Source organism: Fluviicola sp. (assembly GCF_029266855.1).
Lineage (GTDB): Bacteria > Bacteroidota > Bacteroidia > Flavobacteriales_D > Crocinitomicaceae > Fluviicola.
This window is the reverse complement of sequence record NZ_JAQSWB010000001.1, coordinates 333,925-359,593: the sequence shown is the minus strand read 5'-3', so window position 1 is coordinate 359,593 and position 25,669 is coordinate 333,925. Positions and strand designations below refer to the sequence as shown.

Genomic DNA, 25,669 nt, shown 5'->3' with positions numbered 1-25,669 from the left:
TTTAAAGATAAGAATTATTGATTTTGATCGATTGGCTTACAGTCATAGCCTGCCGTCAATTACTTGGCATTTCAATCTTTCATCCATCCGGCGATGCTGTTCCTTTTCCGTGTAAAAGAAGGATTGACCTCATGCTCCATTTCATCACTCCGGAACAATACCATTCGTCCTCCGAGAGGAGAAATACTAACTTGTTCCTTTCCTTTAGGATAAAGTGATAACAAGCCTCCATCCTCTTTTTCCCAGTTTGCATTGAGGTATAAAACAATTGAATATTTTCGTCCTTTTTCATTTTTAAACTGATCAAGGTGACGTTTATAAAAACTGCTTTTTTCGTATGATGAATAATGACTTTCAAAGCTTTTTATTGCTGTGAAACAGGTCTGATTCAAGTACACAATGAACTTTTCAATTTTATTTAAGTAGATCACTTCAAATGGATTTGTACTTTGTCCATCTATCCAATTGATTTTGTCGCCCCTGATAGTAATGTCTTTTTTGAAATCTCCTTTATTTCCGAGTCCGGAAGTCATCATTGCGTCCGAATCACTTAATTGCTGAATATTGGCGCTTAAGCCAATTACCGTTTCGGGCAGTATGAAATCATTACAGCAACCATATTCATTATCAATAAGCCCTTGAATCAATCCTTCAAATTGATTTTGCTCCCGGATCTCTTCGAAATTCATACTATTTATGATAAAGTTTAACTACCCGAGTGTATGTCTTACAAAGAGGACTTAGTCAAAGAACGTCATTATATTAGTGATTGTGTACTTTTATTCCGGAAAGTTTCGCGTGATGCTGTTACGTGATGCTGCTTATTAATGTGCGGTTATTTAGTTAAGCGAATTTCCATGAAATGTGTCCAGTCTTTTCCATCCGAAGATTGCTCCCACACACCGGAAAACTCCGTATCATTTTTTTTAAATCCACCTTTAAATCTCAGATTATCTCCAAGAAAGGTCCAAACTCCATCTTTATAATCAGCAGTCATAAAACCGGAATTTCCTTTGTTATCATAATGCTGCATCGTGTACAGATCCCTTTGCTTGTCAAATCCAATTATTTCAAGTGTCTCATTTTTATCATCGCCAAGTAAAACATCTACTTTGTGTAACAGAAAAAAGCCGCCCGGCAGCCATTCATAGGTGTCCGATCCTGAAACATTGATTTCAGGACTTGCACCGGATGCAGGAATCTTTCCCGTTGTCTTCCATTTCCCTACAAACCTGTTCAGTTGTTCGTATTCCAAACTCTTATCTTTCATTTTTTAATTGTTCACCATCCCTTTCAGTTCAGGTTCTTTATTTCTTAAATCAAGTCCGCCCTCATAAACCGACTTTAAATTTACAAGAAAGAAAGACCAGCCGGTACTGCAACCCAAGCGGATTTCCTTTTTTGACTCATCATCCGTTGGAATATTCTTTTGGGTCAGCTCCACAATTACATGCTCGTTCTGAACCGAAAGCTTAATATCAACCAAACATTCGCCGGCAAAAGTAAACTGAATAAAATCTTTCCCGTTTGTTTCGATAATTCTACCCCGTTCCGTGACATCATACAAGTACCAACACCATTCATAGGTAAATCCTTTTTCGATTGATTTGTCACCGCTTATCGAATTTCCAGCCGTATCCCTGAACACCGCTTTACTCAAAAACCAACGTTCAATCTCCGACGATTTTGTCCAGGCAGTATAAATATCAGACAGTTTAGCTTTAACAGCTATTTTTCTTGTGAAAGTCGTCCAGTCAAAATTTTTCATTCTTCTCTATTTTATTCAGGCTCCTGTTTAAAGGTGTGTTTTCAAATACCTGTAGTTAGCGTCGCTCCCGTTTCCTTCGTAAACTTTTAATGCGATTGCTTTGTCACTCACCCAAGTAAAGTCCTCAATTGACCAATCTTTCGTGTAAAATTGACCAGCAGGTTTCACTCCTTTCAGCCCCGTTTCTTTCAAGATTTTGAACAGATATAATTCCGCTCTGTTCTCATAATAATCTTCAAAATCAGGGCCGTCGTACGATGAGCACACCATGAATTGGGTACATGTTTGAGAAAGCAACATATTCAATATTCCGGCATCGTAAGCGGATGGTATTAACATTTTTCTGTTTGTTGTCTTTTCAACGAGGTATGTTTCACAAATTTCATTGCAATCATTTCTCACAAAAAGACCTGAACCGCTGATAAAGTGTCCGGCATCCAAAACACAGTTTGCTTTATATCTTCGTTTATATGATTGAAACTCATTTCCGGAAATTTCATGGAAGACTAATTTCATGTCGGAGAACAAAGAGTCATCCAAAACTATCAGGGAATCGCCTTCCGATACTACTTTGCCCGGTTTATTGTTCTTCAAAGTATCTGAAACCGGCATTGTACACGGTTTTATCTTCCGTTGATCATTTGCCGGATCATTTTGATTACATCCGGACAAAATAAGTGCAAAAACCAGCATGTTTGTTATTCCCTTCATTCCAATCTTTTAAACAAGTGATATTCCAGGGTTCGAGTGTTGTTATTTCAAGTTATATTGAAAAAGAACCCTGTCTTCTCCCGGTCCGTCGTAATTTCTAAAATAAGCGATCCCTTTATCATTCACAAAGTCTGCATTTACAATTCCAAATCCTATTTTCTGATGAAACTTAATTGAGGTTTCGTTATTTACCGAAGTAACACATTCTACTTTTTCAGCTCCAAGTTCACGAACTGTCTGAAAGAACTGTGTATACAGTTTTTTGCCTATTTGTTTGTTTCTCATGACCGGGTTTACACCTATGAAATGTACATAAGCATTTATTTTCTGAGTTTGTGAGATAAAGCCAATAATAAATCCCGCTACGACATTCTTCTCCCTAATGATAAAACTGGTATTGTTGAAGTTCTTAAAAAACAGCCTGGGTAGCATATCCACCATATTACGTCCTCCCCACCAATCATTTAACTCTCCAATAATGGAATCGTAATCCGAAGGTTTTAAAATTTCTATTGTCATTTGCTTCGTTTGATTGCTAAGACTGCTGATGGCTATCCGGCTTTGTATTTGGTATAAATTTAATTATCGCTCATGTAGCGTGCTAATTTGTTTAACGATTCCTCCGTGCCGGTTTCGTTGTCTTTCGGGTCAATTCCGTCCGGAATGTTTTTAAAAACGATGGTAACCAGTGTAGAGGAACTTTCTTTTTCCTCTAAAAACACTTCCATTGTCATTTGACCTCCAAATTCGCTTTTATCCGAATGAAATTCAATTGTCTGAACAATCTTTTCATACGGTTTGAGCTCTACAAACTTTGCTGTAAAGCGATCTTCATTTTCAGCCGTTTTCCCTGCCGTTTTGTCCATGTAGAACAAAGACATGGTATAGCCTCCACCGACTTTCAGGTCAAAATCATGAATTTTACCCTGCATCTTATTTGGGGCAAGCCAAAATTCCAAAGCTTTTTGCTCTGTAAAGGCATTGTAAACTTTCTCCGGTGATGCCTTGATTATTTTTGAGTTTGTTGTTGATGCCATATGAATAATCCGAACATAGTGATTCCCTAATTTAGGACTATTTATCCAAATATGCACCATCATCCGTTCTCTTTTAATGCTTATTTTTCCTTAGCATGAACCAATTCGTATTCCCAAAAAGTGTGTCTGTTTCTACTGTTTTAAAATCAAACTTTTCATACAAAGCCACATTTTCTTCTTTATCGGTTTCCAAATAAGCTGTTTGATTCGTAATATCCAAAAACTCACAGAAATTTGTAAGCAAGGCCTTACCAATACCTTTTCCCTGGAAGTCACTGTGAACAGCGAGCGGGCCAAAATGAATGTGTTTCGTTTGACAATCGTGCTTAGCCCATTTCATTCTCCACTTCAAAACCGGAAACAGGTATTTTCCAAAAATTCCTATGAACCTGGGAAACGATACAAGCATTTGCAAAGGATTCATTTGACACTTTTCAGAACTTGAATAACACATTACTCCTACTATTGCACCGTCAAGCCTGGCTGTAAAACATTTGTTGTCCGGATTTTTCAGCACCATTTCAAACATTCTCTGCTGCTTTTTAACTACTGATCGATTGCTTGAACGAAACATAGCCAAATGATTGGGATTAGTGCACATACTTTTCGCCAGCAGTTCGGAAACCTCACCAATTTCAGGTTTATTTAATTTTGATATCTCCACATTCATTTTAAGCTTTTTTGGTTTTCTTTTTCATTCTCAGAAAGAGTTTAGTGTTCACACCAATGGAGTACAAGTACTCACGGGCATTCTTGTCTGCTACGATGGAAGTGAAGTTTTGACTATAAACAGGTTCCACATTCAGTAAAAGCCGCTTTGCAAAAGGAATATTTATACCAATCCCTAATGAAAAGGAGTAAGTTCTTTCTTCAAATCCGTAATCTGTTTTGTCCTTATTGATGTCTTTATTAACGTTTTCATAGTACATTTTAAACCTTGTGACTTTATTCGTAAGGAAATTTAATGAAAGTCCACCCATTGCATAAATATCCAACTTACCGACTTTTAATTTGTAATTAAATCGGACTGGAATTTCCACATAGTTCATTGAAACCGTTGTTTTCACTTTTGAGGGAAACTTCGGATCAGGTGATTCCCAAACCAATGTTTCTTTAGGAGATGTATAACCTCTATCAGCAAATCGAAGTCCGGTTTCAAGATTCAGCTTTGGGTGAAGCCGATACCTGAAAACCAACCCGGCGGTATATCCGTATTTAAGCATTTCATTCTCATTCCTTAAGTCGGCAACCCATTGATTGGACAAGCTGTAATTGAGCTGACGGCCGGATAAATTCGCTTCATAACTGATCCCGATAGACAATCGGCGATAAAGCGTGTCGGAAAGCTGGCTAACGGATAAACCGGGAATAAGTAACAGTATAAAAATCAAGCACGCAGTATTTCTCATAGTGTTTCCAGGTATTCTTTGACTAATTCCAGGCCTTTCTGGTCCACTACCGTCGTGCCAATCTTGGGCATATCACCTCTCTCCATCATGTATTTTATGGATGCTTTTCCTTCCTTTATTTTTGAGGTATTCATATCCGTCTCATATTCCATCCGGTACCTTATTCCAGAAGCAAATCCGTTTTCACTGTGACAATGCGCACAGTTCACATCCAGGTAAGCTCTGGCTCTTTGTTCCAATGTTTTGGTCACATCATTGTAATCGGGTAGCGAAGAAAAAGAGGTGATATTTACCGGATCCAATATACCTTCGTTATGAAAATAACTCAGCTGGTTGATTGTCGTATTGTTCCTCACTACATCTTTATTCAGGTTTCTCACTTTGGGGCCGATCGGCTGTACATTTTTATTTACATTATGACAGGTTCTGCACTCCAAATGACTCGGAATCTGGTATGATACCACCTTTCCGTTTCCCAATTCGTCAATCCAGTTAATGGTCTTTTTAAACCCGGTATTAATCAGTAGTGCATCTGTCTGTAAATCATTCCATAAGTAAGTTCCTGCAATCCACTTACCATGCCGGAGCTCCAGGATTCTTGTTTCGATCAGTTTTTTTCCGGCACCGGGATTTTGTTTGTTTTTGAAATAGTAAAAAGTTTTCACGAGGATGGTTCCTTCCGGAAAATTCAAAAGGCCGTTTGTACCGGCAGACATTTTCGTGCCCACGGGAACCTTTACGAGTCTTTGTTTTTCAGCATAATCCGTGAAGAGTTGTGAAGAGACTTCGTAAAGTTTGAAGTCGTTTGCCGGTACCAAATTCAATGGGTTTCCCTGATAAATCCCGTACTCCGATAATTTTTGAAATCTCAGAATTGATTCATCAGAGCTGATGAGATCTTTCTTTTGACAAGACGGATGAAAAATCAAACCAAAAATGATAATGAGTGCAATTAAAAATTTAGACATTCTGCGAAAACAATTATAATTCTCACAAATTTCCTAAATGATCAGATGCCGAAAATTGCCATTTGGCAAAAAATCATTTCTGCCTTCTAATCCTGCTTAATGAATATTGAGTGATGCCTAAAATATTTGCCAATTGATGTTGAGGCAATTTTTCAAAATTTGGGAAATTCTTTAATAGATATTCGTATCGGCCTTTCGCATCCAATGTCTGAAAAGCCCGCAATCCGTCAACAGCGATAATAAAACGAGTTTCCCAAAGCCGGAGCATGAATTCCTGCAATGTTTCAAATTCACTGATCAGCTTATCCCATTCCACAGCTTTAATGGCATAATAAGTTACCGGTTCTATTGCCACAATGTTATATTCTGTCGGTTGCTGAAGACGAAGACTTTTAATCTCAACGGTCAACTCACCCGGAGCTTCGATCCACACCGTATGTTCTTTTTCACCATTTATATAGAAACTTCTCAAATAGCCATCTTCTATGAAAAAATAAGTATCGGCAATTTGTCCTTTTTTTAGTAAGAATCGGCCAGGCTGTAACTCTCTCCTTTCAAATCTTGCTGTCAGTTTTTGCAGCTGATCGTTATTCAGTGAGGTATTGAGTTTCAGGTATTGAATTAATTTTTCGTTCATTTTCTTACGCTATATTACTGGATAAGTTTTACAAATACACCGTTACTTTTATCAATTTCCCGGCTTCAATCCTTTCACTTTTTCTTATCACAGCTTTTATCGGAAGCAGATAGGTGTTTTTCTTTGTATCAAACCAAATGGCTGTTTCCCATCTACTTTTACCTATTTCTGCAGTTGCTTTCAATCTTCCCCAGCCCTCCTCTTCCGATCTTAGAGCTTCCCTGATCTCCTGTGCAATACTTTCCGGAAGCGAAATAAAGTACCAGCCGCCGGGTGCCGCATGCTGCCAGACACTTTCCAAAAAATCATATTTTATTTTCCCGAGCATTTTCAGTTATTAAGTATTTTTTCAATTCCAGGATCGGTATTCCAATGGTGTAACACCTGTTTTAGACTTGAAGAGCCTATTGAATGATTGCGAATGCTCAAATCCCAGTTCAAAAGCAATCTCGCTGACTGAAAGCTTTGTAGTACTCAGTTTTTCTTTAGCAGTTTCAATCAATTTACTGTGTATATGCTGCAGCGTTGTTTGTCCCGTAAGAGATTTCAGCAGAGTTCCCAGGTAGTTCGTTGAAATATTCAGTTCGGAAGCAATATCCTGAGCCTGTGGCAATCCTTTTTCAGCCAAATCACCGGACCTGAAATAACTATTGAGTAAGTTTTCCAATTTTTCCAGGATCAGGTGATTGCTTTTCTGGCGTGTAATAAACTGTCGCTGGTAAAAACGTTCAAAATAGTTCAGTAATACCTCCAGGTGTGCAAGAATAATTCCCTGGCTAAAAGCATCGATATTATTGTGGTATTCCTGCTTCATTTTTTGAAGTACGTCCAGAATAACTTCTTCTTCCTTTTCGGAAACAAAGAGGGCTTCATTTACGGAATAACCGAAATAATCGTACTCCTTTATTTTCTTTGCCATCGGGTTGTTCCAAAGGAAATCAGGATGAAGACAGAGAATGATTCCGGTGGGTTTCGGGGGTGTTTTATCGATCGTTATCTGAACAAGCTGTCCGGGAGAAACCATGGAAACAATCCCACCCTCAAAATCGTATTGCTGATGACCATAGCGGAACCTTCCTTTCATATCATGCTTTAACCCAATACAGTAAAAATGCTGTAACCAGCTAATTTCGCTATCATCGGTCTGGTAGTCAACCAAACCATAGTCGATCACACTTACCAGAGGATGTTCGGGTGCCGGCAAACCTGCAATTTTATGAAAATCACTGATCGAATTCAAGACTAAAACCTGCTTGTTTTTCATAGCTGCACAATTAAATCAAAGATAGGGCAATTGAAACAATCGCCCTAACTCTGAATCTGAAAATTAATAATCTGTTGATTTACTTAATGATTCGTTTGACGTCAAGTCTGATTGAAGCATTTTCAATTTCATTTCGGCCATTCCATATGCATCAGAACCCATAACAAAGTGCAGCGGCGGATTTTGCATATTTCCAAGAACTATAAAGGCCTCTGCTGCCAATTCCGGGTTTCCGGGTTGATTTCCGGCAATCTCTTTTTCGTGCTTCAATTCCAATTCGCGGGCTGCAGTGTAGTCATTAATCGGATTGGCCGGTGTTTTCAGTGACCCCGATTCGAGAAAATTCGTTCTGAAGTAGCCCGGGTAGACTACCGTAGCATAAATTCCGAATTCGCCTGCCTCAGAAGCAAGCGCTTCAGTGAATCCGGCAACTGCAAATTTTGTAGCGCAGTACACTCCCCATCCCGGAAATGTTCCAAGTAAGCCTCCTATTGACGCCACGTTCAAGATATGTCCGGACTTTTGTATACGCATCCAAGGCATCACCTGCCGTATCACATTCAGAGACCCGAAAACATTTGCATCGAAATTCTCACGTGCTTCTTTGTCTGAAAGTTCTTCCAGTGTTCCTAGCTGACCATACCCGGCATTGTTTACAAGCACATCAATTTTCCCGAATTTTTTAATAATGGCTTCAACTCCTCTATGCACATTTTCTTCATTCAGGATATCCATTTCCAGTGGAAGAAAGTTCTCCGCATTTGAAATCTTTTCAAGGCTTGCCAGTGTTCGGGATGTTCCTGCTACTTTATATCCTTGTTCAATCAATCGGTTAACAAGCGCCAATCCTAATCCTTTTGATGCTCCCGTTACGAGCCATACTTTGTTTGTGTCCATTTTAATAAGTTTTTATTATACACTGCAAAGTTGGATCAGATCCGTCGCACGGATGTAGCCGTTTCAATGGTTGTTGTAACTAAAACAACGCTAAGATTGATTTTTATAGACACTTTTAAATTTAAAGTAAACCGTGTCGCCATCCAATGACTTGACAAACTCAATAAACTCTTTTATTTTCTTAACATCACTATATAAATTGTCAAATGAGCGGTTGTTTTTTGAAAAGTACTCGTTGTTATGGAAAAAACCATCGTTTGAACTTATTATCAAATATTCCAGCTGATCGACTTTTGAAAGTTCATTTTCCAACTGAATAATTGTTTCATAAACGCTATCTATATTCTTTAACAAACTGTCATTGTTTGTCTGAATGATCATTCGTTGTTTTTCCAGATCTTCATCGCTGTTAAACCTGGATAAATGCTCTTTTTCTTCCTCCTTATCCCAATAGAAACTCGTTGCATAAATCGGCTCAACATTCACATTTACAATCTTAGCTATTTGGTCCAGTTCGGCAAGATCCTGTACCATTTCCCTTCGAAGCAATAAGTCGCTGAATTGATCACTCAATTCCCATTTTACAAACAGATTCAATCCATCGTTTATTAACTCTTCATCAGCTAATTCCAGCGAGTTAAATGCACATATTGATACAGCCATACAATTAGTTGTTTTCTTTAATCGATTTATTTTCTATTCCGATTAAAGGTTTATCCCAATCCAACTGTTAAATGTACAAATATCAGGTAAATGTCAAATAAAAACATATCCGAATAATCCCGCTGATTTTAACTGTTTTCAGTCTGATCGATAGTAAGCAGGTAGTCTTCCCTGTTTTCCTGTTCCATAAAGATCTCATTCAAAAAAGGTTCCGTTACCTCTTCCAATTCTTCCTCCGAAATATCCAATGCATGTGGATCATGTATTAACTGGAGCCAGGGTTTCGATCCATGAAAATCATAAGCCCCGAAAACAATCACCGGCGTTCCCTTAACACGCACTTTCGTCCTGTTTTCAAGCACCCATTGATCGGCCCAGTTGTATAGGTATTTCGCGTCTTTTTCCAGAAGCCTCAAACATGAATGGGAAGACGGGTATCCTGGCAGATCATATTGATGCCAGCCAACTCCCGCTTTGTTTTCAATATTGAAATTCCAGCGTAAATCCCATTCATCGTTGAAGGTGCTGATTGTCTTTTCCGCCTTCCAGTTTGTAAAGAAGAGCCCCGTCGGAGTGGGATCTTTCTCTCTTCCCATATTGGTGGGTCCGGTATACACCAAAATCCCATACTCGTAAGCCGCAAATGTTTGTGTATGGTAAGAGAAATAAATAATCTTATCAATATCCCTCAAATAAGGGAGCTCCAAAGGAAAGGGAAGATAATAAACAAGATCTCCGCTCAGATCCACAGGTATGATTACCGAATCCATTTTCATGAAATGTTTGCGATCTGTACGGTTTACGGCAAAAACAATTTCCTGCTCCGGGGATGTGATACTGCTGTCCTGCAGCCATTCCCGGGCATTTTTGATTTCATACGCGATTCGTTCAGGTTCCCGCCATTCCGGGACTTTGTTATCCTCATTATCTTTAGCAGGTGGCTTTTGATTTTGCTGACACGAAAGCAAAACTGCAACGAGCATATTTAGAACAATGACTGATTTTTTCATAGCGGATTTCTTGCTTTAAATCTCAGTCAAATTACCTTACAAATTGTTACATAATTATTGGAAATTATGCAGCATACTTCTTTTTAGTATTTTTTGTCAAATTCACTGAAGGCTGTATGAATTACCATTTCTTCGCCAGCGAAACGATGAAGAACAGTAAACTGGAAACGAGAAAAACAATGTTCACAATTCGTGCAAACGGGGGCACACCTTCCGGCCAGATCTGACCAAGCAAAACCACACAATTAACTAAGATCAGCAGAATCAGGATTGCATTTTTTGTTTTCATACTTAAAATTTAAGTTTATTAAAAATAGGAAAATTAATACAGGTTTACACCCAGCAGAACAGCAAATGATAATCCATTGGTCCTACCTTCCTGGAGTTGTACGTTCCGGTAGGTGGTCTTTACCTTAAGATCAAGTGCAAAACTTTTTCTTTGGTAGATTTCATAACCTACTCCCCCAACTACTCCTAATCCGGGATAATATTTTGTTTCCAAGGGATCATTATCCGGGTTTCTGATATCCCAAAACACCGGGTTATCACCACCAAGCCCAACTCCACCCAGAACCCAAAACCGATCATTTAACCAGTATTGTAAAGCAGGCGCCAAAATCCCGAAATCTCTTTTTCGATCTCTTCCAAACCCGGAATAGTCGTATACCGAAACATTTGTGGTCAACAAAAGTGCAAGATCCGGCTTGAGCATATATCCCAATTTCGCATCCAATGCAAAGCCCGGATCGTTTTGACTTTTAGCAGGGAACCACACGGTCGAATGTGCTGCTCCGACTGATATACCGAAAACGAATCCCTTTCTGCTGATACCGTGTGTGTTTTGAGCACTCAATTGAGATGACAGGATTAAAAATAAAAGAACAAACAGGTGTGATTTTTTCATTTGAAGCATTTTTAATAAGTTAATAATGCTGCAAATTTGTATCAATCGATTTTCAAAAAAGTTACCTTATGGTAACAAATCAAAATTTCCTGTTTTCTTCCTGATTCTGCTCAAACTTTGTGTAGTAATACCCAGATAAGAGGCAATGTGCTTTTGGTGGATCCGCTTGATCCATTCCGGACGATCTTTCACCAGTTCAATGTACCTCTCTTCTGCTGATTTAGTAAGAAAATCAAGATGTTGCTTCTGTTTTATCACGTAGTCATTTTCTGCACCTATCATAAAAAGCTGGTTTCCCATAGGAGTTTGTTTTAGCTTTTCAATGTTTGATTTAGAGATCCTGAAGACGGAAGACATTTCAAGTGCAACTATCTCAACCGGAGAAGGTTCTCCACTATTCAGGGAAATTTCATCCGCAAAAAAATTGTTTTCCAGGTACAAATCCAGGCAAATAAAATTATTCTCTTTCCAAACAAATAAACCACAGGAGCCGGAAATTAAAAAATACCCGTAACGTTCTATTTGATTTGCTTGCTTGATTACCTCATTCTTTTTGTAACGAACTACCTCACCTAATTCAGCTAACTGTTTCCAAACTTCAATCGGTGCATTAAAATGTGGATCAAAGGTTTCTTTTAAATTTTGTTCAATCATCCGGGTTCGTTTTGTATAAGCAACTAAAGAAATTGTAATCAGTCAAATTCCGATACAAGAAAGTACTTGTGATTCGAAGATATAAATAAAAACTGCAGTGAAATACCAGCTGCGGCAACTGTATTCTTTTTCATTTTAATCATTCGGATCCCTTCATGACTCCGGTTCCCTCTTCTTATCGTTGTTTCTTGCTATCCTGAATCCAAGATCGTCAATTTTGAATTTTAACGGGTGGCTTCTTCTGCGCGTGGTTGCCATCACACTTCGCTCTTCATCACACCAGCCACCTCCTCTGAATAAACGGTAAGAACCATAGACGGTCTCGTCATAAATATCGGAACACCATTCCCATACGTTGCCCAACATATCGTAAAGCCCCCAAGTATTGGGTTCTTTTTGTCCGACATTATGCGTGGTATTTCCGGAATTTTCTTTGTACCAGGCAATCGCGTTTAATTCCCCGTACCTGATTCCGCTTGTTCCTGCTTTACAAGCATATTCCCATTCTGCTTCCGTTGGTAAACGAAATCCATTTGCAGTGTTGTGAAAGGTGATGTTTTCATCTTCATCCGGAATTTGGTAGCACGGATTTAATCCCGCATTAACTGATAAACGATTACAAAAAGTTACTGCTTCTTTCCAGGTAATTGTCTCCACCGGAAGTTTATTGCCCTTAATGGTACTTGGATCTTCATTTGTAACAGCAAAGTATACTTCTTGAGTGATCGGAAATTTTGAGATCAGGAAGGGTTGAATCTCAACGGTCCATTTTTGTTTTGTCCGATCATCCCGCAATTCGATGTTTCCAGCCGGTATTTCTACCAGTTGCTCTTCAATTTCTGAAAGGATGCTTGCATTTATTTCGCTTGTGTTCACTTGATCACAGTTTTTTATCATTTTTTATTTTACCTGACTAAATTCCAGCCAATAATTCCATAGCCTTTTTCTCTTTCTCTGAAAGTGTTTTCAAAATGTCTGACGCCTGACGGATATACTCAAAATCTTTCGTTTGACTTACTTTTTCAAATAGTTGAGAAACAGAAGTCCAAAGCTCAGCTATTTCAACAAAAGCTTCATATCCTGTTTGCAGTTTTTCCAATTGAAGTAAATCATAACTTTCTTTTAAAAAGTCCCGGTACAAATTCCGAAATAATGCTCCGCCAGTTCCTGCTTTTTCCATGAGCATAGCAGCTGACTTAAACTCGTTTTCAATATTCTTGCTGTTCTTAAACCATTTGATGATTTCGGCACCTGTTTTCAAAATCCCTCTGTATCCGACATTTGTAATCGGAGCATTTAAATAATCAGCAGCGTTATTTCTAATTGCAGTAACAACAGCAGTTTTTAAATCTATTTCCCGATCTGTTTTCCGCAGGGTGTAAAACAAATTTTTAGATGACATCGGACCTTTTTCGGCTCTTGCCAAAGCCAGACTTTTTAAACTGGTCTTCACCTTTCCACCTTGTTGCCGGGTATCGACCAGGAAAGCATTTTCACTGTCGTAACCATATATTGCGGCGTAATGACCAGCAAAATGAAATGGTTTTGAAAAATATTCCAAATGATAACAATCCAGTTTCAATCCGACAACTTGTCCCTGATCGATCAGTTCCTTGACATTTTCCCAGGCTTTTTTAGCTGATGCGGTTTCTTTTACTGTCAATTCAAGATTTAGATTCCTTGCAATGTTTTCAGTCAGAACATCCGGTTTTACGCGGCCGCCAATGAAAGGAAAATCCATTGATTTCATATTCCAAAAGATAAAACCAAGGCCCTCACCCAAACCGAAAAGCATGGCTTCCGAAAGTTCAATTCCCAATTGTTTCAACAACGTTCCCGTAGCTGTGGTTTCACAATGTTGTCCGTCAAACGGTTGTATTTTTTGTAGTGTCATTGCGCCGAATAATAGTACCGCTTGCTTTTATTGATTGTTCACATTCTGAAGTGAAATCCATGCAATAAGCGTGCTTCCCAATTATCAAAGTTAGGATTTCGTTCTTAATCAAGGTTATTGAGAATGCATTTCGACTCCTGATTTTATCCGCAATCTAAATAAAAATCAAAATGCAGCAATTATTGCAGGCAGGCTTAACTGAAAAATTCAACTAATACCGGCACCAAAACCTCGTTATCGGCCTGATGTGTCTGGCCTTTGAGTATTTTGCGTTTGGCGTCCGGGATAAGGTGTGCAAGTTCGTCGGCACTTGCACGGATAAAATCGGCAGCATGCTCTCCATCCATAACCAGTACCGGAACAGAAATGTTCTTTACCTTAGTTTGAGGTATGGCACCATCCCCCAGAACCAAATAGTCGTAAACGAGGGTAAAATCGATCTTTTTAATAGTCTCCCATTGAGGTGAATTTTTCATTTCTTCCAGTGCTTCCGGAGGAGTGCCGATTTGCGACAGAAAATAAACTGCAGCATCACCGGGCTTCCCTGTTTTAACCAGTTCGGTTATTTCTTTTTTCTGTTTGTCAAAATCTTGCTTTTGCTGACCGTAGGGAGTTTCATAGAGAGCAATCTTTGTGATCATAGACGGTCCCAGTTTGCTTGCTGCCTGTAAGGACAATGCACCTCCTGATGAACCGCCGAAGAGACAAGCCGATCCGCCTGCATACCGAATGAGTGCTTCGATATCCTCAATTTCCCGTTCCACCGCGTAAGGCTGCACATCTGTACTCTCCCCGCGTCCGCGCCTGTCGTAAATAAACACCGTAAAATGTTCCGAGAGTTCCGCTGCTAGTGATTTACCGCCATTGCGGTCGGTTAAAGCTCCATTCACAATAATGATCGGTGAACCTTTTCCTGTTTGTTCAAATGCTATTAGTGTACCGTCTTTGGATGTTATGTTTGCCATGAGTCTCCTTTTTTTTAAGATTAAACATTGCGGGGATTTCATAAGATATTTCCCTTTGACCGGGAATACAGTTCTCCATCTTCACCACTCAAATGAGCTTGAAAGAACTGTATTAAAAGTACAAAGAAATCACGCAAAAAAAAAGACTTTTTAGCATCGGTATTGACTGTACCTATTAATCTTCAATGGCCTCAATTCCGTTTTCTTTCAGCTTTGCCAATCCATCTTTCATAGCTTTGACCTGTTCGGGTGAATGTCCCTGCCAAACAGTAACTTCTCCCACAATCTTGAATGGATGTTTCGAGCGATATGATTTAGTGGGATTACCAGGGAATTTCTTGTCCGTTAAATTAGGATCATCCTCAATCGGACCGGTCGGTTCTACTAAGTAAATTCGTTCATTTCCTTCTCCCAAAGCAAGCTCGGCACCCCAAATAGCGGCATCCAGCGTTGCTGTGAGGTAAATATAGCCGGCCTTATTTCGTTGACCATAGTTTGAATGGATCCCCGTTTCGATCAGCTCGCCGATTTTCAGGTCGGCCTTCGTACCATGGAAATACGTCTGAGAAAAGGGACTTTGAATAGATTGGGTTTCCTGTTTTTTTTCCATTCTTATTTCAATTAAAAATTTGTTCCAAAATAGATGAGTCCGCTGATTAACAGGAGCAGAATCCACTGTCCCAGTTTCAGGTAATTTTTAGGAAATTGTTTGGAGATGGTAATTGTAATTACCCAAACGATTGCATAACCTAAAAAGTAAATGGTCAGGATTTGCAGCAATGTTTTTTCGTTATCGAAAAAGTTTGTGAAATTGATCAATGCAAGCCCTATTGAAGCAAATAGCAAATCAAACGAGATCCAATGCCAGCCACACCGCGCCATGGTCCATTTTTCTCTTTTCAGGAATTTATCTTCGCTTGTTTCTGAAGGTTCGTTGACTTTCAGTTCTTTGTCGCCCACAAAAGTGTGTAACACAAATGCGAAAAGTGTCAAAATGTTTGCGCTTAAAATAGCTATATTCATATTATTTCCTGTTAGTTTAGTTTCAATGGGTCAAATATTTTTTACAATCTGCCTCCGTATTTTCAAACGCTAAAGTATCGTTCTCTCTGACTATAAAATAGGTAAGGCTCCCCCTATTCTTCACAACGACATCTCCAATTTCAATTGAGTCAAAATAGGCAGACTTATCAAAGGGATTAATTGTAATCCGTTTATTTTCAAGCTCAACAGTTTCATTCATGTGGTTATTTTCATCCCAATACTTTGCAACTACTTTACCAGTATATTCTTCATTAATCGAATCATAATATGGTGAGCAATTTCCCTTTGAAGTTTCGTTTATAAGATAGATTGAAAGCACCAGGAGAAGTATGGAAATAAAAGTCCATTTAATCCGGTTCCACATCTTTAAATCGATATCAGATTCTTTAATCAATTCTGTAAACGGGTCTTTCATTCTTTATTTCAGGTTGTCAAATTTCCGTAAAAGTCGGTAAAAAACGACTGACTCTGTCAGTTACTTTCCGATTAAAATGTTGTATTCAGCCGGAACAAGCACACCCTGGAAACGATTTGTCAGTCCATAAAAAATAATGACTGTTAATACAAATCCAAAAACGAGGATTGCCTTTGCCTGTTGACCGGGTGTAAAGCTTAAAATGTTGCTATTCATTTTTTTATTGTGAATAGAAGCAATGTGCCCGAAAAAAGATAAGATCGCGAAGGTATAATATGGAATAAAAAACAAATTAAAGGGAAATGTGTTCAAACCGGCTACACCGAAATAGAAATTGGTATCAAGGTTTAATACTCCCCTTCCAATCATAACTGCACTAACATGAAAGATAAAGAAAAATGCCAGGTAAAGTCCTGACCAAATATGAAGTTTATCAAACCGGGAAGCAGCAGATTTCCTACTTATTTTAAAAAGCTTAAGCCCCGAAATAATCTGGACCACTACAGCAAACAACAAAATTGTTTCTATAAAGGGGTTGCGATAAAAGTGACGCAGTATACGCATTGTTTCAATGTGCGTTTCTGCACCAAAAAGGCTGCATACATGGTTGAATAAATGCAATCCTGTGAAAAGTGTTATTATTAGTCCTGACAGGTAATGTGCTCGTCTCATTTTCCAGATTTGAGCAAAAGTCAGCATCTTTCTTTAAACTTCATTTGATATAGATCAAATTCGTTTTTTAGGGTTTCGGATTCTGCTTAGTGTTTCCAATGTGATTCCCAGGTAGGAAGCAATATGTGTGAGGGCAACTCTTTGAGTAATGTCGGGTCTGATCTGTAAGATGTTTTCGTATTTCTGCTGTGCGGTTTCAAATTGAATGGAAACGACGCGCTGCTGAAGCTGCAGCAAGGTTTTAGTTATTGCTATTTTCCCCAATCTGTCGAATTCCTGGTACCTGTCAGAGAGCAAATCAATGTTTTCTCTTGAAATTTCCAGCAGGATACTTGGTTCCAAAACTTCAATAAAATGGGGACTTGGGATATGCAGAAAAAAGCTGTTTATCGAATTGATGAAATTATTTTCAAAGGCGAACCAATCCGTGATGTCTTTATCGTCTTTCAGATAAAAAGCCCTTGCCGAACCCTTGGCTATAAAATAGGTTTTGTCGGCAAGTTGTCCTTCTTTCACGAGAAGTGTCTCCCGTTCAAGTGTCATTATTTTCGAGACTTTCTTCAAATCCCTCCGGCATTCATCTGTCAAGGTTAAGAAGTGAAGTTCTACATTCGCTATTATTTCTTCGAAATTCATTGTATTTGTAAAAATATCGTTTCCCGGATTTAGTTACTAAAGTGTAATTGTCAGGTCCATTAGTCCAAAAAAACCTGTTCCCAGGATAATGGTCCATGAGATCCAGTCTTTGAATTCGTTTCGTTTGTGTGCAAGAAACAGGATGTGAAGTCCGACATGGGCTATAAAGAAAATATCCAGTCCGGATATTAATCGTTCATTGGTTCCCTGCCCGGATAATCCAAGGAAGAGAAAAAATAGCAAGGGAATGTGAGCAAACACAAATATTTTATAACCCCAACTATCGTTGAGCATCGAAAGCCCAGGGAAAATTCTCCATTCTTTGCAGCGAATTGCATCCATTTCGTGGATTAACAAAAGAGAAAGCCCCAGGTAAAAGAAGATGTGTCCAGCCATACGCTATCTCAAAACTAATCAATATAGTGCAAAGTGTAAGATTTAGTTCTTTCCTGGTAAAACAGCCCACTCAATATTCGGCTTTCATTCAGCCTATTATATGTATTCATCGAATGGTTTATTTTTTCTCAGATGTAAAAAATGATACTTTTTTCAGTGAATTATGTAACTACTTAATCAACTAATAATCTCAGTTTTGTTATTTATAGAAGTTTATCATTAACCCTGGAAATCATGGATACGAAAGAATTAGAAAATTTGCCAGATAAAGAAGGAGAAATTGAGAAGGGCACTTCCCATATTGTCATCGAGCTGATCGAATATGAGCATAATGCCGTTGTCAGTAAGTCTATCATGAAAAAGGCAACCGGCTCAATAAACGCGCTATCGTTTGCAAGCGGAGAAGGACTTAATGAGAAGGTTTCTCCTTTTGATACTTACGTGCAAATTATTGATGGCAGTGCAATTATTGAGATTGACGGGAAGGCATCTACACTCAAAACTGGAGATGGTATCCTTATACCAGCTCACAAGCCGAGTCATATTGAACCTAATGGGCGGTTTAAATTAATTTTAACGGTGATCAAGAGCGGATACGAATAAGCGTCAGCTTAATTTCAAGTAGTTTTTCCGTCTACCGGCTCGTAGTAAAGGATTACCGCCCCACCACCAAAGTTTTTCGTTTTTGTGAGTTTAAGCATGGTATTCTCGTTTATGTTTTCAAATAAGGGCAAACCGGCTCCCACCACAACAGGGTGAACACAAAGCTGCAATTCATCAAGCAGATGGAGGTTCATCAACAGGATAATTAAACTACGGCTGCCGATGAAAATGTCTCTCCCGGGTTTTTGTCTGAGTTTTAAAACTTCCTCTTCAAGCGTATGTTTTGCCAATTGTGCACTCTCCCACCCGATAGTTTCCGGGTTCAATGTGTTCGAAAAAACGATTTTCGGAATTTGATCTATTGCCTTGGCAAAGTCGTCCATTGATTTTTCACCCGAGGGATTTTGCGCTATCGGCTGCCAGTACTGCATCAACTGATAGGTTGTTCTGCCATAAAGAATCGCATCTCCCTTCTTTAACAGTTCCGTATAATGTTCATGTACTTCTTCATCCGGAGTCATGGCAGTGTGGTCACAATATGCATCCAGACTCATATTGATCGCTGCAATTATCTTTCTCATATGTTCTATTTAAAGATCCTGTTTCAAAAGTTTTTATTTCAGTAAAACTTGCCAAATCGTTTGTAAGGTAAATATGTTGCTATGACCAGCGCAATTCTTACAAAAAAGTATGCCATCCAATTCTTAATGCTTTCAATTATTCCCCACCTGGATTTAATGGTTTCAAACGTTACAGTTTCACATTGCTCTATTACATCCCTTAAATGTTCATCAATTGTATGCAGAAGTTTTGACGAATTTATTTCGACATTCATTTCAATGCTTCCGTAAGAACTCAGGTGGTTTATATTAAAAGAGCCAATGGTGCTCCAGGTATCGTCAACAAGCGCTAACTTGCCATGCAAAACAGACTTATTCCATTCCAGCAATTCTATTCCCTGCTCAAGAAGCGATGAATACAGGTAACGTGTGGCGCGCATGACAATCGGTAAATCGGAAACTCCCGATAAAATTATTTTGATCTTTACTCCTCTCTTTGCCGCTCTTTTCAAGACCTTTGAAAATTTTCTACCCGGTAAAAAATAACTTGCAACTACGATCACCTCTTTGTCGGCTTTTCTCAGTTTGCTCAGGTATGCATTACTTATTTCATTTTTTTGATTGAGCCAGTCATTTCGAAGTAATTTAATCACTGCTCCTTTGTCATTATTAATCCGTGATATAATGCTGCGTTTTCTTAGTTTATTCTCTTTAGAATAAATATTTCCGCACAATTGCTGAAGCGGCTTACAAAAGGCAGCACCATTAATTTGAACTGCATAATCAAGCCATGGCAACACAGAATCTGAACCACGATATTTATCTGCAATATTGATTCCACCAATGAGTGCTACTTCTCCATCAGCTACAATGACTTTATGATGCAGTCTTCTCCCGACATAAAAATTATTTATTGAATACCAGGGTGAAAAAAAACGGATACTGATCCCGTGTTTTACAAGATCCCTGAAAATGGTTTTTGGTAATTTAAAAGAACCGTATCCATCAAGCAATACAAACACTTTTACTTTTCTGGCGGCAGCTTCCTTCAATGCTTCAACTATTTCTAATCCCGTTGAATCGTTGTCAAAAATGTAGGTTTGAAAATGAACTTCATTCTGTGCATTTGAAATCATAGTCTTTAAGCGGGAAAAATAGTCTTCTCCGCTATGCACAAGTTCAATGGATTCTACCGATTTGTGAGTTTTGATCACCTTGTTTCGTTTTTCTTTATCTTTTAGTGTTTTCGTCCAAAAAACCATTCGCTATTTGTGAAACCAACGAATGATTTAAACTCCAGGAAGCATAAACTTCCTTCGCCCATTCTCTTACTAATTCAATACACTCTTCTGCCGTTGTTGCTTTTATCAAATCTTTTGATGTCATTCCCCCTCTTTTCAAGGGATTAGGAAGAACAAGAACTTCATTCGGCCTGTCTGATTTATATTTGTTCAAATAGTTACTTAACAGCGGCGACTTTTTGTAGTCCCACTTTACTTTTTTGTCAAATATGAGGTTTAGTCTTGTCAAATGAAAATGATTGCTCCACCGTCCATGAATTTCCGGATGCTGCAAGGCGTGTGCATCGACACTTAAAAACCGTGACAGGTGATTTTCAGGATTACTAAAATCCAAAAGCTCCAGTCCCTGGTTGTAAGTCTCCATACAATCAAAAACACCCTTTGAATAATCTGCACCACAAAACTGGCATTTCCCCTTGTCAAGGAGAATTACACCGTTTTTTTCAGCCTGGTCAATAAAGTCCTGCATTTTATATTTATTGTTTTTATTAGATGAGCCTTAGTTTTCAAAAATTTCTGCTGCAAATGGATTATCCACTAACCACAGCCAAAGCCCATCATCATTTTTTTTCATCATACAACTGGTTGCACCATTCATTTCAATCCGATTTCCGTCGGGTGCAGTTGCTTTTAAGGTCCATTTATCAACCCAAATTGCAAGATTCCCTACAATTGTCACGCGATTTTTACTTCCCGTTATTTCAGGTTTCCAGGTACAAAGGTGTTCCATTGATTTTTCAATATTGTCTAAACCTGTTATTTCCTGTCCGTCTCTGTCAATGTACGCAGCATCTTTATCGAAACAACTTAATGCTCCTTGTAAGTCCCCATTTACAATACAACTGCGGAAATACTTCACTGCTTCAGCCGGAATCGTCCTGTCGAATTTGTTTGTCATTGTTTTATATGTATTTAATCGTCTGTTGTGTTTTTAGCGCAAGTGTTTCTGCGAAGGATATCAACCTGTCTTTTTTCAAACCACTGTTACCAGCAGTGTTGCCGGCTTGTGTTCCCTTATTCAATGAAACAAGCAAAGTCTTCATCATATTTAGTCGGAATTACTTCTGTTATGTCATAATCAGCAACTTCATTTTGATAAAACGGATCCTGTTTGAGTATGTTAGTCAATGCCTCCTTCTCCACATTACGAAATAAAATCACACCACCTGTTCTTGGGTTTTTTCTGCCGGAAAAAATTATTTTTTTGTCTTCATACAGTTTAATTAAAAATTGCATATGCGGTTCAATAAATTTTTCTACCTCGTTAATGTCTTTTTTGTATGATAATGAAACTATAAACATATTATTGGGTTTTCTTTCATGCTTATTTTTTAATAATTGCCTGTTGTGCTTTGGAATAACGTCATGACCACAAATATTGTCGTTAATCGATGAGACAATCTTTACTCAGTTCTGAATGTTTGTAATAATGGTCTAAGGTTTTTGTAATGGCAGCGGCCTTACTGGTAAATATAACTAAAATTGAGTTTTACACGCTGCCCGAACTTTGGTGACTTGCTGTTATACAAATCGAAACAACCTTTATCAAAGCATTTCAACAATTTGAATATTATTGCCACAAGTGTCGTTGAATACCGCAATTTTCACTGTCCCCATTTCGGTCGGCTTAACGCTAAATTCCACACCAAGTTTTACAAGTCTTTCATACTCCTGTTGTGTGTTGTCAACATTGAATTGAGTGTATGGAATTCCTTTGTCAAAAAGTGCTTGTTGATAGGTTTTAGCTTCCTGTAAATGGTTTGGCGAGGGTTCCAATAGAATTTCGGTTCCTTCCGGTTCTTCTTTACTAACAACTGTCAGCCACCTGTTGCCTTCACCTAATGGCACGTCAAACTTCTTTACAAAGCCCAATTTCTGAGTGTAGAACTGCAACGCTTTTTCTTGATCCCGAACCGGTACACTAATTACTTTTACTCTCATTTTTTTTACATTTAAGATTAGGGTGTAAAGTTTCGAAACTTGAATTAGAAAGACTTTGTGAAAGTTGCTCTTTTTTGAAATTCGCTTGGTGAAAACCCTGTTTTGCTTTTAAATAAGGTACTGAATGAGCTTGGACACTCAAAACCTACAGAAAAACAAGTTTCAGCGATGGTCATTCCACTTTTTATATTCCGTATTGATTCTTCAATTCGTTTATCCGTCAAATATTGTTTTGGTGTCATTCCATAATATTTTTTAAACAGTCGAAGGAGATGGAACTTCGAAGCAAAGCCAATATTTGACAATAAAATTAAGTTCACTTCTTTGTCCAGATTGTTGTCTATATACTGTTTTGTTTTCACAACAGCAGCTAATTGTCTCTCGTTTGAGAAACAAATTTTCTTTATTCGGGTTATTTCCTCTTGATAAAATGACATGTCATTGTGCTTTAACAATTGCGTTTAATTGAGTGTTGGATCCTGTAACTTTTTCCTGTAATTAAGGTCTTTACGTTGAAAACAACTTTAAGGAAACTCATTAGATCCTAAATTACAGCATTTCTAATCAAATGAGTATATTGCTGCTGCTGAGAACCATCACACTTATAAAAGCCGCCTGACTTTTTATAATTTATCCGAACGTTCAAAAACATACAGTGTCCCATATTCATTGGATTTAAAACTTTTGCCGGTAAATCTTCTTTTAATTAGTTCCTGTCTTATAACCCGCATGACAAACCAATGGCTGACTATCAGCACATCACTTTCATTCCCTGCAATTATCTTGTCCACGAAAGCAATAATTTCATTTTTAAATGCAGCCGTATCCTTGTTAGAGGAAAATGATTTCATACGGACAATGAGCCCCCAGGCCAGAAATGGCAATTTCCACTTGTCGGATAAACGATGTAGAATATCCAATTCTTTGAGTTCCGGAATTTCTGTGATTTGACCTTCAAAAATATGATTTGCCGTGTTGACTGCTCTGAGCATCGGACTTGAATAACAGTATTTCCATTGTATGTTTGACAGATCAACCTTTTTATATTCGATGTCAGGTGTGCTGTCATAATCGGCAAACCAGCTAATGACGTCTGATTTGGTAAGCAATCTCTTTTCAGGAAAAGGGTGATTTACCTTAAAATGCCTGACTAAACCTATTCTCATTTTATAAGTTTATTTAAATTCAGTTTTATCCCTCATAGGTATGATATTCGCTTATTGTCCAGTAGTAACCGTCTAAGTCCCGCAGTGAAAATTCCTTTTTCATTGAATTGGGGTTTAAGTGAATCTCTTCTTCAACCGGGTAGCGCATTTTTTCAATGTTTTGTCGTATTGCTACCAAATTGTCTGTTTTATAATACAAAATCAATCCGTTTCCTGCTGTGATCGTTGGATTCACCATTGTCGGATGTGCGTGTTCACCCCATTTATGCAGGCAAATGAGGATCTCATTATTTTCATCTTCAAGCACCGCAAAATCAGATCCGCCGTGTTTTCTTTTACATTCGAATACTGATTGATACCATGCTGCGCTAAGATTTACATCCTTTACTGCTATTATCGGGTCAATTTTGTTCATATTGCTTCAGTTCGCGGTTTTATACGGTATAATCTTTAAGCTATTCAAAAATTCGGTGTCTAAACAATTCTTTCATTTCGGTAAAGTTTTGTCTTGGTTTCTTACAAAGATATATTCTTTGATAAAGTTCTTCTTCAGTATCTGCATACGGATTGTAAATTTCTCTAAGCAAAATTACTTCTCCAAAATAAGGATTAAAAAAGTCGCCAACTCTGTAACTTAAAGCAATAACCGTATTTGGCATTTCACCATTCGGTGTCCAGGTGTAAAAACTTCCGTGATAAGAAAACGCCTTTGGCAAATGATAATCCTTACCGATCAGGTTTACTGCTCCTGCCTGTCCATAGTGTTTTCCCCATATCAAGGTATGTTCTTTTTCTTTTTCCGGCAAACTGTCGCAGACGGTTTTCAAAAGCTGCATGGTTTTCTCCCATTTTTCTTTGGTGTAATATTCGTCATATCTTACTGCATACTTACCTCCTTCTATCTCTTTCTCCTCATACTTATACACTCTATCCAGGTATTTATCAAAAGAGTAAACAGGCATGCCGAATGGAATGAGTATTATACCCGCTACCAATAAAAAAGCAACAGGATATCTCAGCCATCTTTTCTTTGAAAAAACCATTTGCTCCCAAAATAAAGCACCAAATGGCAAAATTGTCAAGATAATAGGATAGAAATAATAAGCTTTGCCATTACTCAAGGATAAAAAAACAGCAGAAAGCAGTATCGATACCGTTAACGGAAGGTTTTTCTGATTCGCCCTTTTGAAAAAGTAAATGAATGCAGGAATAATTATTAATAGTGTCATTAATGGGTTCACACTGATGAGGAGATTTACGAGGGTTTCAATACGGGAAAGCTGATCTAAATGCTTTTCATATAGCCGGCTAAACATTTGCAATACGGGATAGTCGTTTGAATACTGCCAAATCAGGTTTGGTAATACAACTATAATAGCCACGAGTATATTTTGCCAAAAGCGATGTTGGATCAATGCTTGTCGTGTTTCTTTAAAAAGGAGCAGCGAGGACAAACCGAACAGAAAAAAAACAGCGTCGTATTTAACAGAAATGCCAAGAACAGCAAATAATGTCAGGTACCATAAACTTTTCTTGTCAAGATATTTAACAAATCGCATCAGCTGATAAAAACCCAGCAGCCAAAATAATTGACTAAATACAACAGGTTGAAATAGTTGTTGGGAGCGACCAAAACCCGGTGCTATGATTATAGCGAGCAGAACGAGAATAACTGCGGCTTTCTTGCCGCCCAATTCAATGGTTATTTTGGCAGCATAAATGATGATTAACAAACTTGCCAGGTGTGAAAAGACATGATGCAAATACACGGAATTGCCTGCAAATAAGTTTTGGATAAATGCAAGAAGTCCAATCAATGGCGGGAATTCCATATATCCGAATGCCAAATGCTTTCCTGTTTCAATGTGCAATAATTCGTCGCCTTGAAAGCCCGAATGACTATCTGCTATTAAATGAAGTGTCAGTTTGATAATGCAGAATACGAGAATAATTAGTTTAGTCTGTCTGTTCATGAGTGAATAGTATGTCATATGCAGAACCAGTCATTCACCATTGCAACTACCTTAGCTGCCATGTGAAGTTTCTGAAAAGCAGCTTGAGTTTTTTCTGCTCTTTTTCCGTGCTAATATTACGCATTACTTTTAACACCACATCTCTCCCGCAACAACTCAAAACCAAAAGCGATCTGCCATG

Annotated in this window: 38 protein-coding genes; 1 reads left to right on the top strand and 37 read right to left on the bottom strand. The window is 38.2% G+C overall.

What is annotated here, in order from left to right; all coding sequences use genetic code 11:
- Positions 1-71: 71 nt before the first annotated feature.
- The 27 genes from K0S23_RS01640 to K0S23_RS01510 all read right to left on the bottom strand — a co-directional run bounded on the left by K0S23_RS01640 (position 72) and on the right by K0S23_RS01510 (position 17,944).
- Positions 72-689, bottom strand: coding sequence for a 2OG-Fe(II) oxygenase (locus K0S23_RS01640; RefSeq protein WP_300353347.1), 618 nt, complete (start codon positions 687-689; stop codon positions 72-74).
- A 146-nt stretch (positions 690-835) separates the two neighbouring features.
- Positions 836-1,270, bottom strand: a complete 435-nt coding sequence (locus K0S23_RS01635) for a DUF1579 family protein (protein ID WP_300353345.1) — start codon at positions 1,268-1,270, stop codon at positions 836-838.
- Between the two features lie 3 nt (positions 1,271-1,273).
- Positions 1,274-1,768, bottom strand: coding sequence for an SRPBCC domain-containing protein (locus K0S23_RS01630; RefSeq protein ID WP_300353343.1), 495 nt, complete (start codon positions 1,766-1,768; stop codon positions 1,274-1,276).
- A 27-nt stretch (positions 1,769-1,795) separates the two neighbouring features.
- Positions 1,796-2,479 (bottom strand): hypothetical protein, encoded by a 684-nt coding sequence (locus tag K0S23_RS01625; RefSeq protein ID WP_300353341.1) that lies wholly within the window; start codon positions 2,477-2,479, stop codon positions 1,796-1,798.
- A 42-nt stretch (positions 2,480-2,521) separates the two neighbouring features.
- The gene (locus K0S23_RS01620; RefSeq protein WP_300353338.1) at positions 2,522-2,998 is read right to left on the bottom strand and encodes a GNAT family N-acetyltransferase; all 477 of its coding nucleotides are present in this window, start codon (positions 2,996-2,998) and stop codon (positions 2,522-2,524) included.
- A 59-nt stretch (positions 2,999-3,057) separates the two neighbouring features.
- On the bottom strand, positions 3,058-3,516 hold the full coding sequence (locus K0S23_RS01615; protein ID WP_300353336.1) for an SRPBCC family protein: 459 nt from the start codon (positions 3,514-3,516) through the stop codon (positions 3,058-3,060).
- 73 nt (positions 3,517-3,589) lie between these two features.
- Positions 3,590-4,186 carry an N-acetyltransferase gene (locus K0S23_RS01610; protein WP_300353333.1) on the bottom strand — a complete coding sequence of 199 codons (597 nt, stop codon included), beginning with the start codon at positions 4,184-4,186 and terminating at the stop codon, positions 3,590-3,592.
- Between the two features lies 1 nt (position 4,187).
- Positions 4,188-4,907: a porin family protein gene (locus tag K0S23_RS01605; protein WP_300353331.1), complete on the bottom strand. Its 720-nt coding sequence runs from the start codon at positions 4,905-4,907 to the stop codon at positions 4,188-4,190.
- A 14-nt stretch (positions 4,908-4,921) separates the two neighbouring features.
- A complete protein-coding gene (locus tag K0S23_RS01600; protein WP_300353329.1) occupies positions 4,922-5,893 on the bottom strand; it encodes a hypothetical protein in 972 nt (323 codons plus the stop codon).
- A gap of 73 nt (positions 5,894-5,966) precedes the next feature.
- On the bottom strand, positions 5,967-6,530 hold the full coding sequence (locus tag K0S23_RS01595; RefSeq protein WP_300353327.1) for a Crp/Fnr family transcriptional regulator: 564 nt from the start codon (positions 6,528-6,530) through the stop codon (positions 5,967-5,969).
- A 28-nt stretch (positions 6,531-6,558) separates the two neighbouring features.
- Positions 6,559-6,858: a DUF1905 domain-containing protein gene (locus K0S23_RS01590; protein ID WP_300353324.1), complete on the bottom strand. Its 300-nt coding sequence runs from the start codon at positions 6,856-6,858 to the stop codon at positions 6,559-6,561.
- 21 nt (positions 6,859-6,879) lie between these two features.
- Positions 6,880-7,794 (bottom strand): helix-turn-helix transcriptional regulator, encoded by a 915-nt coding sequence (locus tag K0S23_RS01585; RefSeq protein WP_300353321.1) that lies wholly within the window; start codon positions 7,792-7,794, stop codon positions 6,880-6,882.
- A 63-nt stretch (positions 7,795-7,857) separates the two neighbouring features.
- Positions 7,858-8,691: an SDR family NAD(P)-dependent oxidoreductase gene (locus K0S23_RS01580; RefSeq protein WP_300353319.1), complete on the bottom strand. Its 834-nt coding sequence runs from the start codon at positions 8,689-8,691 to the stop codon at positions 7,858-7,860.
- Positions 8,692-8,781: 90 nt separating this feature from the next.
- Positions 8,782-9,354 carry a hypothetical protein gene (locus K0S23_RS01575; protein ID WP_300353317.1) on the bottom strand — a complete coding sequence of 191 codons (573 nt, stop codon included), beginning with the start codon at positions 9,352-9,354 and terminating at the stop codon, positions 8,782-8,784.
- A gap of 128 nt (positions 9,355-9,482) precedes the next feature.
- The gene (locus K0S23_RS01570) at positions 9,483-10,364 is read right to left on the bottom strand and encodes a L,D-transpeptidase (protein WP_300353314.1); all 882 of its coding nucleotides are present in this window, start codon (positions 10,362-10,364) and stop codon (positions 9,483-9,485) included.
- Between the two features lie 121 nt (positions 10,365-10,485).
- Positions 10,486-10,653 (bottom strand): hypothetical protein, encoded by a 168-nt coding sequence (locus K0S23_RS01565; protein ID WP_300353312.1) that lies wholly within the window; start codon positions 10,651-10,653, stop codon positions 10,486-10,488.
- A gap of 33 nt (positions 10,654-10,686) precedes the next feature.
- The gene (locus K0S23_RS01560) at positions 10,687-11,268 is read right to left on the bottom strand and encodes a hypothetical protein (protein WP_300353311.1); all 582 of its coding nucleotides are present in this window, start codon (positions 11,266-11,268) and stop codon (positions 10,687-10,689) included.
- A 66-nt stretch (positions 11,269-11,334) separates the two neighbouring features.
- Positions 11,335-11,922 (bottom strand): Crp/Fnr family transcriptional regulator, encoded by a 588-nt coding sequence (locus K0S23_RS01555; protein WP_300353310.1) that lies wholly within the window; start codon positions 11,920-11,922, stop codon positions 11,335-11,337.
- A 153-nt stretch (positions 11,923-12,075) separates the two neighbouring features.
- A complete protein-coding gene (locus K0S23_RS01550; protein WP_300353308.1) occupies positions 12,076-12,798 on the bottom strand; it encodes an SUMF1/EgtB/PvdO family nonheme iron enzyme in 723 nt (240 codons plus the stop codon).
- Between the two features lie 37 nt (positions 12,799-12,835).
- Entirely contained in the window at positions 12,836-13,816 is a 981-nt protein-coding gene (locus K0S23_RS01545; protein ID WP_300353306.1) for a BtrH N-terminal domain-containing protein, read from the bottom strand.
- A gap of 194 nt (positions 13,817-14,010) precedes the next feature.
- A complete protein-coding gene (locus tag K0S23_RS01540; RefSeq protein WP_300353305.1) occupies positions 14,011-14,781 on the bottom strand; it encodes an alpha/beta hydrolase in 771 nt (256 codons plus the stop codon).
- Between the two features lie 175 nt (positions 14,782-14,956).
- Positions 14,957-15,391: an NAD(+)--rifampin ADP-ribosyltransferase gene (arr, locus tag K0S23_RS01535; protein WP_300353304.1), complete on the bottom strand. Its 435-nt coding sequence runs from the start codon at positions 15,389-15,391 to the stop codon at positions 14,957-14,959.
- 11 nt (positions 15,392-15,402) lie between these two features.
- Entirely contained in the window at positions 15,403-15,804 is a 402-nt protein-coding gene (locus K0S23_RS01530) for a hypothetical protein (RefSeq protein WP_300353301.1), read from the bottom strand.
- Between the two features lie 22 nt (positions 15,805-15,826).
- Positions 15,827-16,240 carry a hypothetical protein gene (locus tag K0S23_RS01525; RefSeq protein ID WP_300353299.1) on the bottom strand — a complete coding sequence of 138 codons (414 nt, stop codon included), beginning with the start codon at positions 16,238-16,240 and terminating at the stop codon, positions 15,827-15,829.
- Between the two features lie 60 nt (positions 16,241-16,300).
- Positions 16,301-16,912, bottom strand: a complete 612-nt coding sequence (locus K0S23_RS01520) for a hypothetical protein (RefSeq protein ID WP_300353296.1) — start codon at positions 16,910-16,912, stop codon at positions 16,301-16,303.
- A 54-nt stretch (positions 16,913-16,966) separates the two neighbouring features.
- Positions 16,967-17,548, bottom strand: a complete 582-nt coding sequence (locus tag K0S23_RS01515; RefSeq protein WP_300353294.1) for a Crp/Fnr family transcriptional regulator — start codon at positions 17,546-17,548, stop codon at positions 16,967-16,969.
- A gap of 36 nt (positions 17,549-17,584) precedes the next feature.
- Complete coding sequence (locus K0S23_RS01510) at positions 17,585-17,944, bottom strand: DUF6713 family protein (RefSeq protein WP_300353291.1); 360 nt, start codon at positions 17,942-17,944, stop codon at positions 17,585-17,587.
- Between the two features lie 234 nt (positions 17,945-18,178).
- Here K0S23_RS01510 and K0S23_RS01505 point away from each other — a divergent pair, with 234 nt between their 5' ends.
- Positions 18,179-18,547, top strand: coding sequence for a cupin domain-containing protein (locus tag K0S23_RS01505; RefSeq protein WP_300353288.1), 369 nt, complete (start codon positions 18,179-18,181; stop codon positions 18,545-18,547).
- A gap of 14 nt (positions 18,548-18,561) precedes the next feature.
- On the opposite strand, the gene K0S23_RS01500 is transcribed toward K0S23_RS01505, so the two are convergent.
- From K0S23_RS01500 to K0S23_RS01455, 10 genes are all read right to left on the bottom strand, one after another.
- A complete protein-coding gene (locus tag K0S23_RS01500; RefSeq protein ID WP_300353285.1) occupies positions 18,562-19,128 on the bottom strand; it encodes a dihydrofolate reductase family protein in 567 nt (188 codons plus the stop codon).
- A gap of 38 nt (positions 19,129-19,166) precedes the next feature.
- The gene (locus K0S23_RS01495) at positions 19,167-20,321 is read right to left on the bottom strand and encodes a phosphatidylserine/phosphatidylglycerophosphate/cardiolipin synthase family protein (RefSeq protein ID WP_300353283.1); all 1,155 of its coding nucleotides are present in this window, start codon (positions 20,319-20,321) and stop codon (positions 19,167-19,169) included.
- Between the two features lie 16 nt (positions 20,322-20,337).
- Positions 20,338-20,877, bottom strand: a complete 540-nt coding sequence (locus K0S23_RS01490; RefSeq protein ID WP_300353280.1) for a DUF5946 family protein — start codon at positions 20,875-20,877, stop codon at positions 20,338-20,340.
- Positions 20,878-20,907: 30 nt separating this feature from the next.
- On the bottom strand, positions 20,908-21,306 hold the full coding sequence (locus K0S23_RS01485) for a nuclear transport factor 2 family protein (protein ID WP_300353278.1): 399 nt from the start codon (positions 21,304-21,306) through the stop codon (positions 20,908-20,910).
- A gap of 116 nt (positions 21,307-21,422) precedes the next feature.
- On the bottom strand, positions 21,423-21,710 hold the full coding sequence (locus K0S23_RS01480; protein WP_300353276.1) for a YciI family protein: 288 nt from the start codon (positions 21,708-21,710) through the stop codon (positions 21,423-21,425).
- Between the two features lie 243 nt (positions 21,711-21,953).
- Positions 21,954-22,349 carry a VOC family protein gene (locus K0S23_RS01475; RefSeq protein ID WP_300353273.1) on the bottom strand — a complete coding sequence of 132 codons (396 nt, stop codon included), beginning with the start codon at positions 22,347-22,349 and terminating at the stop codon, positions 21,954-21,956.
- Between the two features lie 44 nt (positions 22,350-22,393).
- Positions 22,394-22,786, bottom strand: a complete 393-nt coding sequence (locus K0S23_RS01470; protein ID WP_300353270.1) for an AraC family transcriptional regulator — start codon at positions 22,784-22,786, stop codon at positions 22,394-22,396.
- A gap of 186 nt (positions 22,787-22,972) precedes the next feature.
- Positions 22,973-23,515, bottom strand: coding sequence for a histidine phosphatase family protein (locus K0S23_RS01465; protein ID WP_300353267.1), 543 nt, complete (start codon positions 23,513-23,515; stop codon positions 22,973-22,975).
- A 25-nt stretch (positions 23,516-23,540) separates the two neighbouring features.
- Positions 23,541-23,930, bottom strand: a complete 390-nt coding sequence (locus tag K0S23_RS01460; RefSeq protein ID WP_300353264.1) for a glyoxalase — start codon at positions 23,928-23,930, stop codon at positions 23,541-23,543.
- Between the two features lie 40 nt (positions 23,931-23,970).
- The gene (locus tag K0S23_RS01455; RefSeq protein WP_300355345.1) at positions 23,971-25,347 is read right to left on the bottom strand and encodes a glycosyltransferase family 39 protein; all 1,377 of its coding nucleotides are present in this window, start codon (positions 25,345-25,347) and stop codon (positions 23,971-23,973) included.
- Between the last annotated feature and the right edge of the window lie 322 nt (positions 25,348-25,669).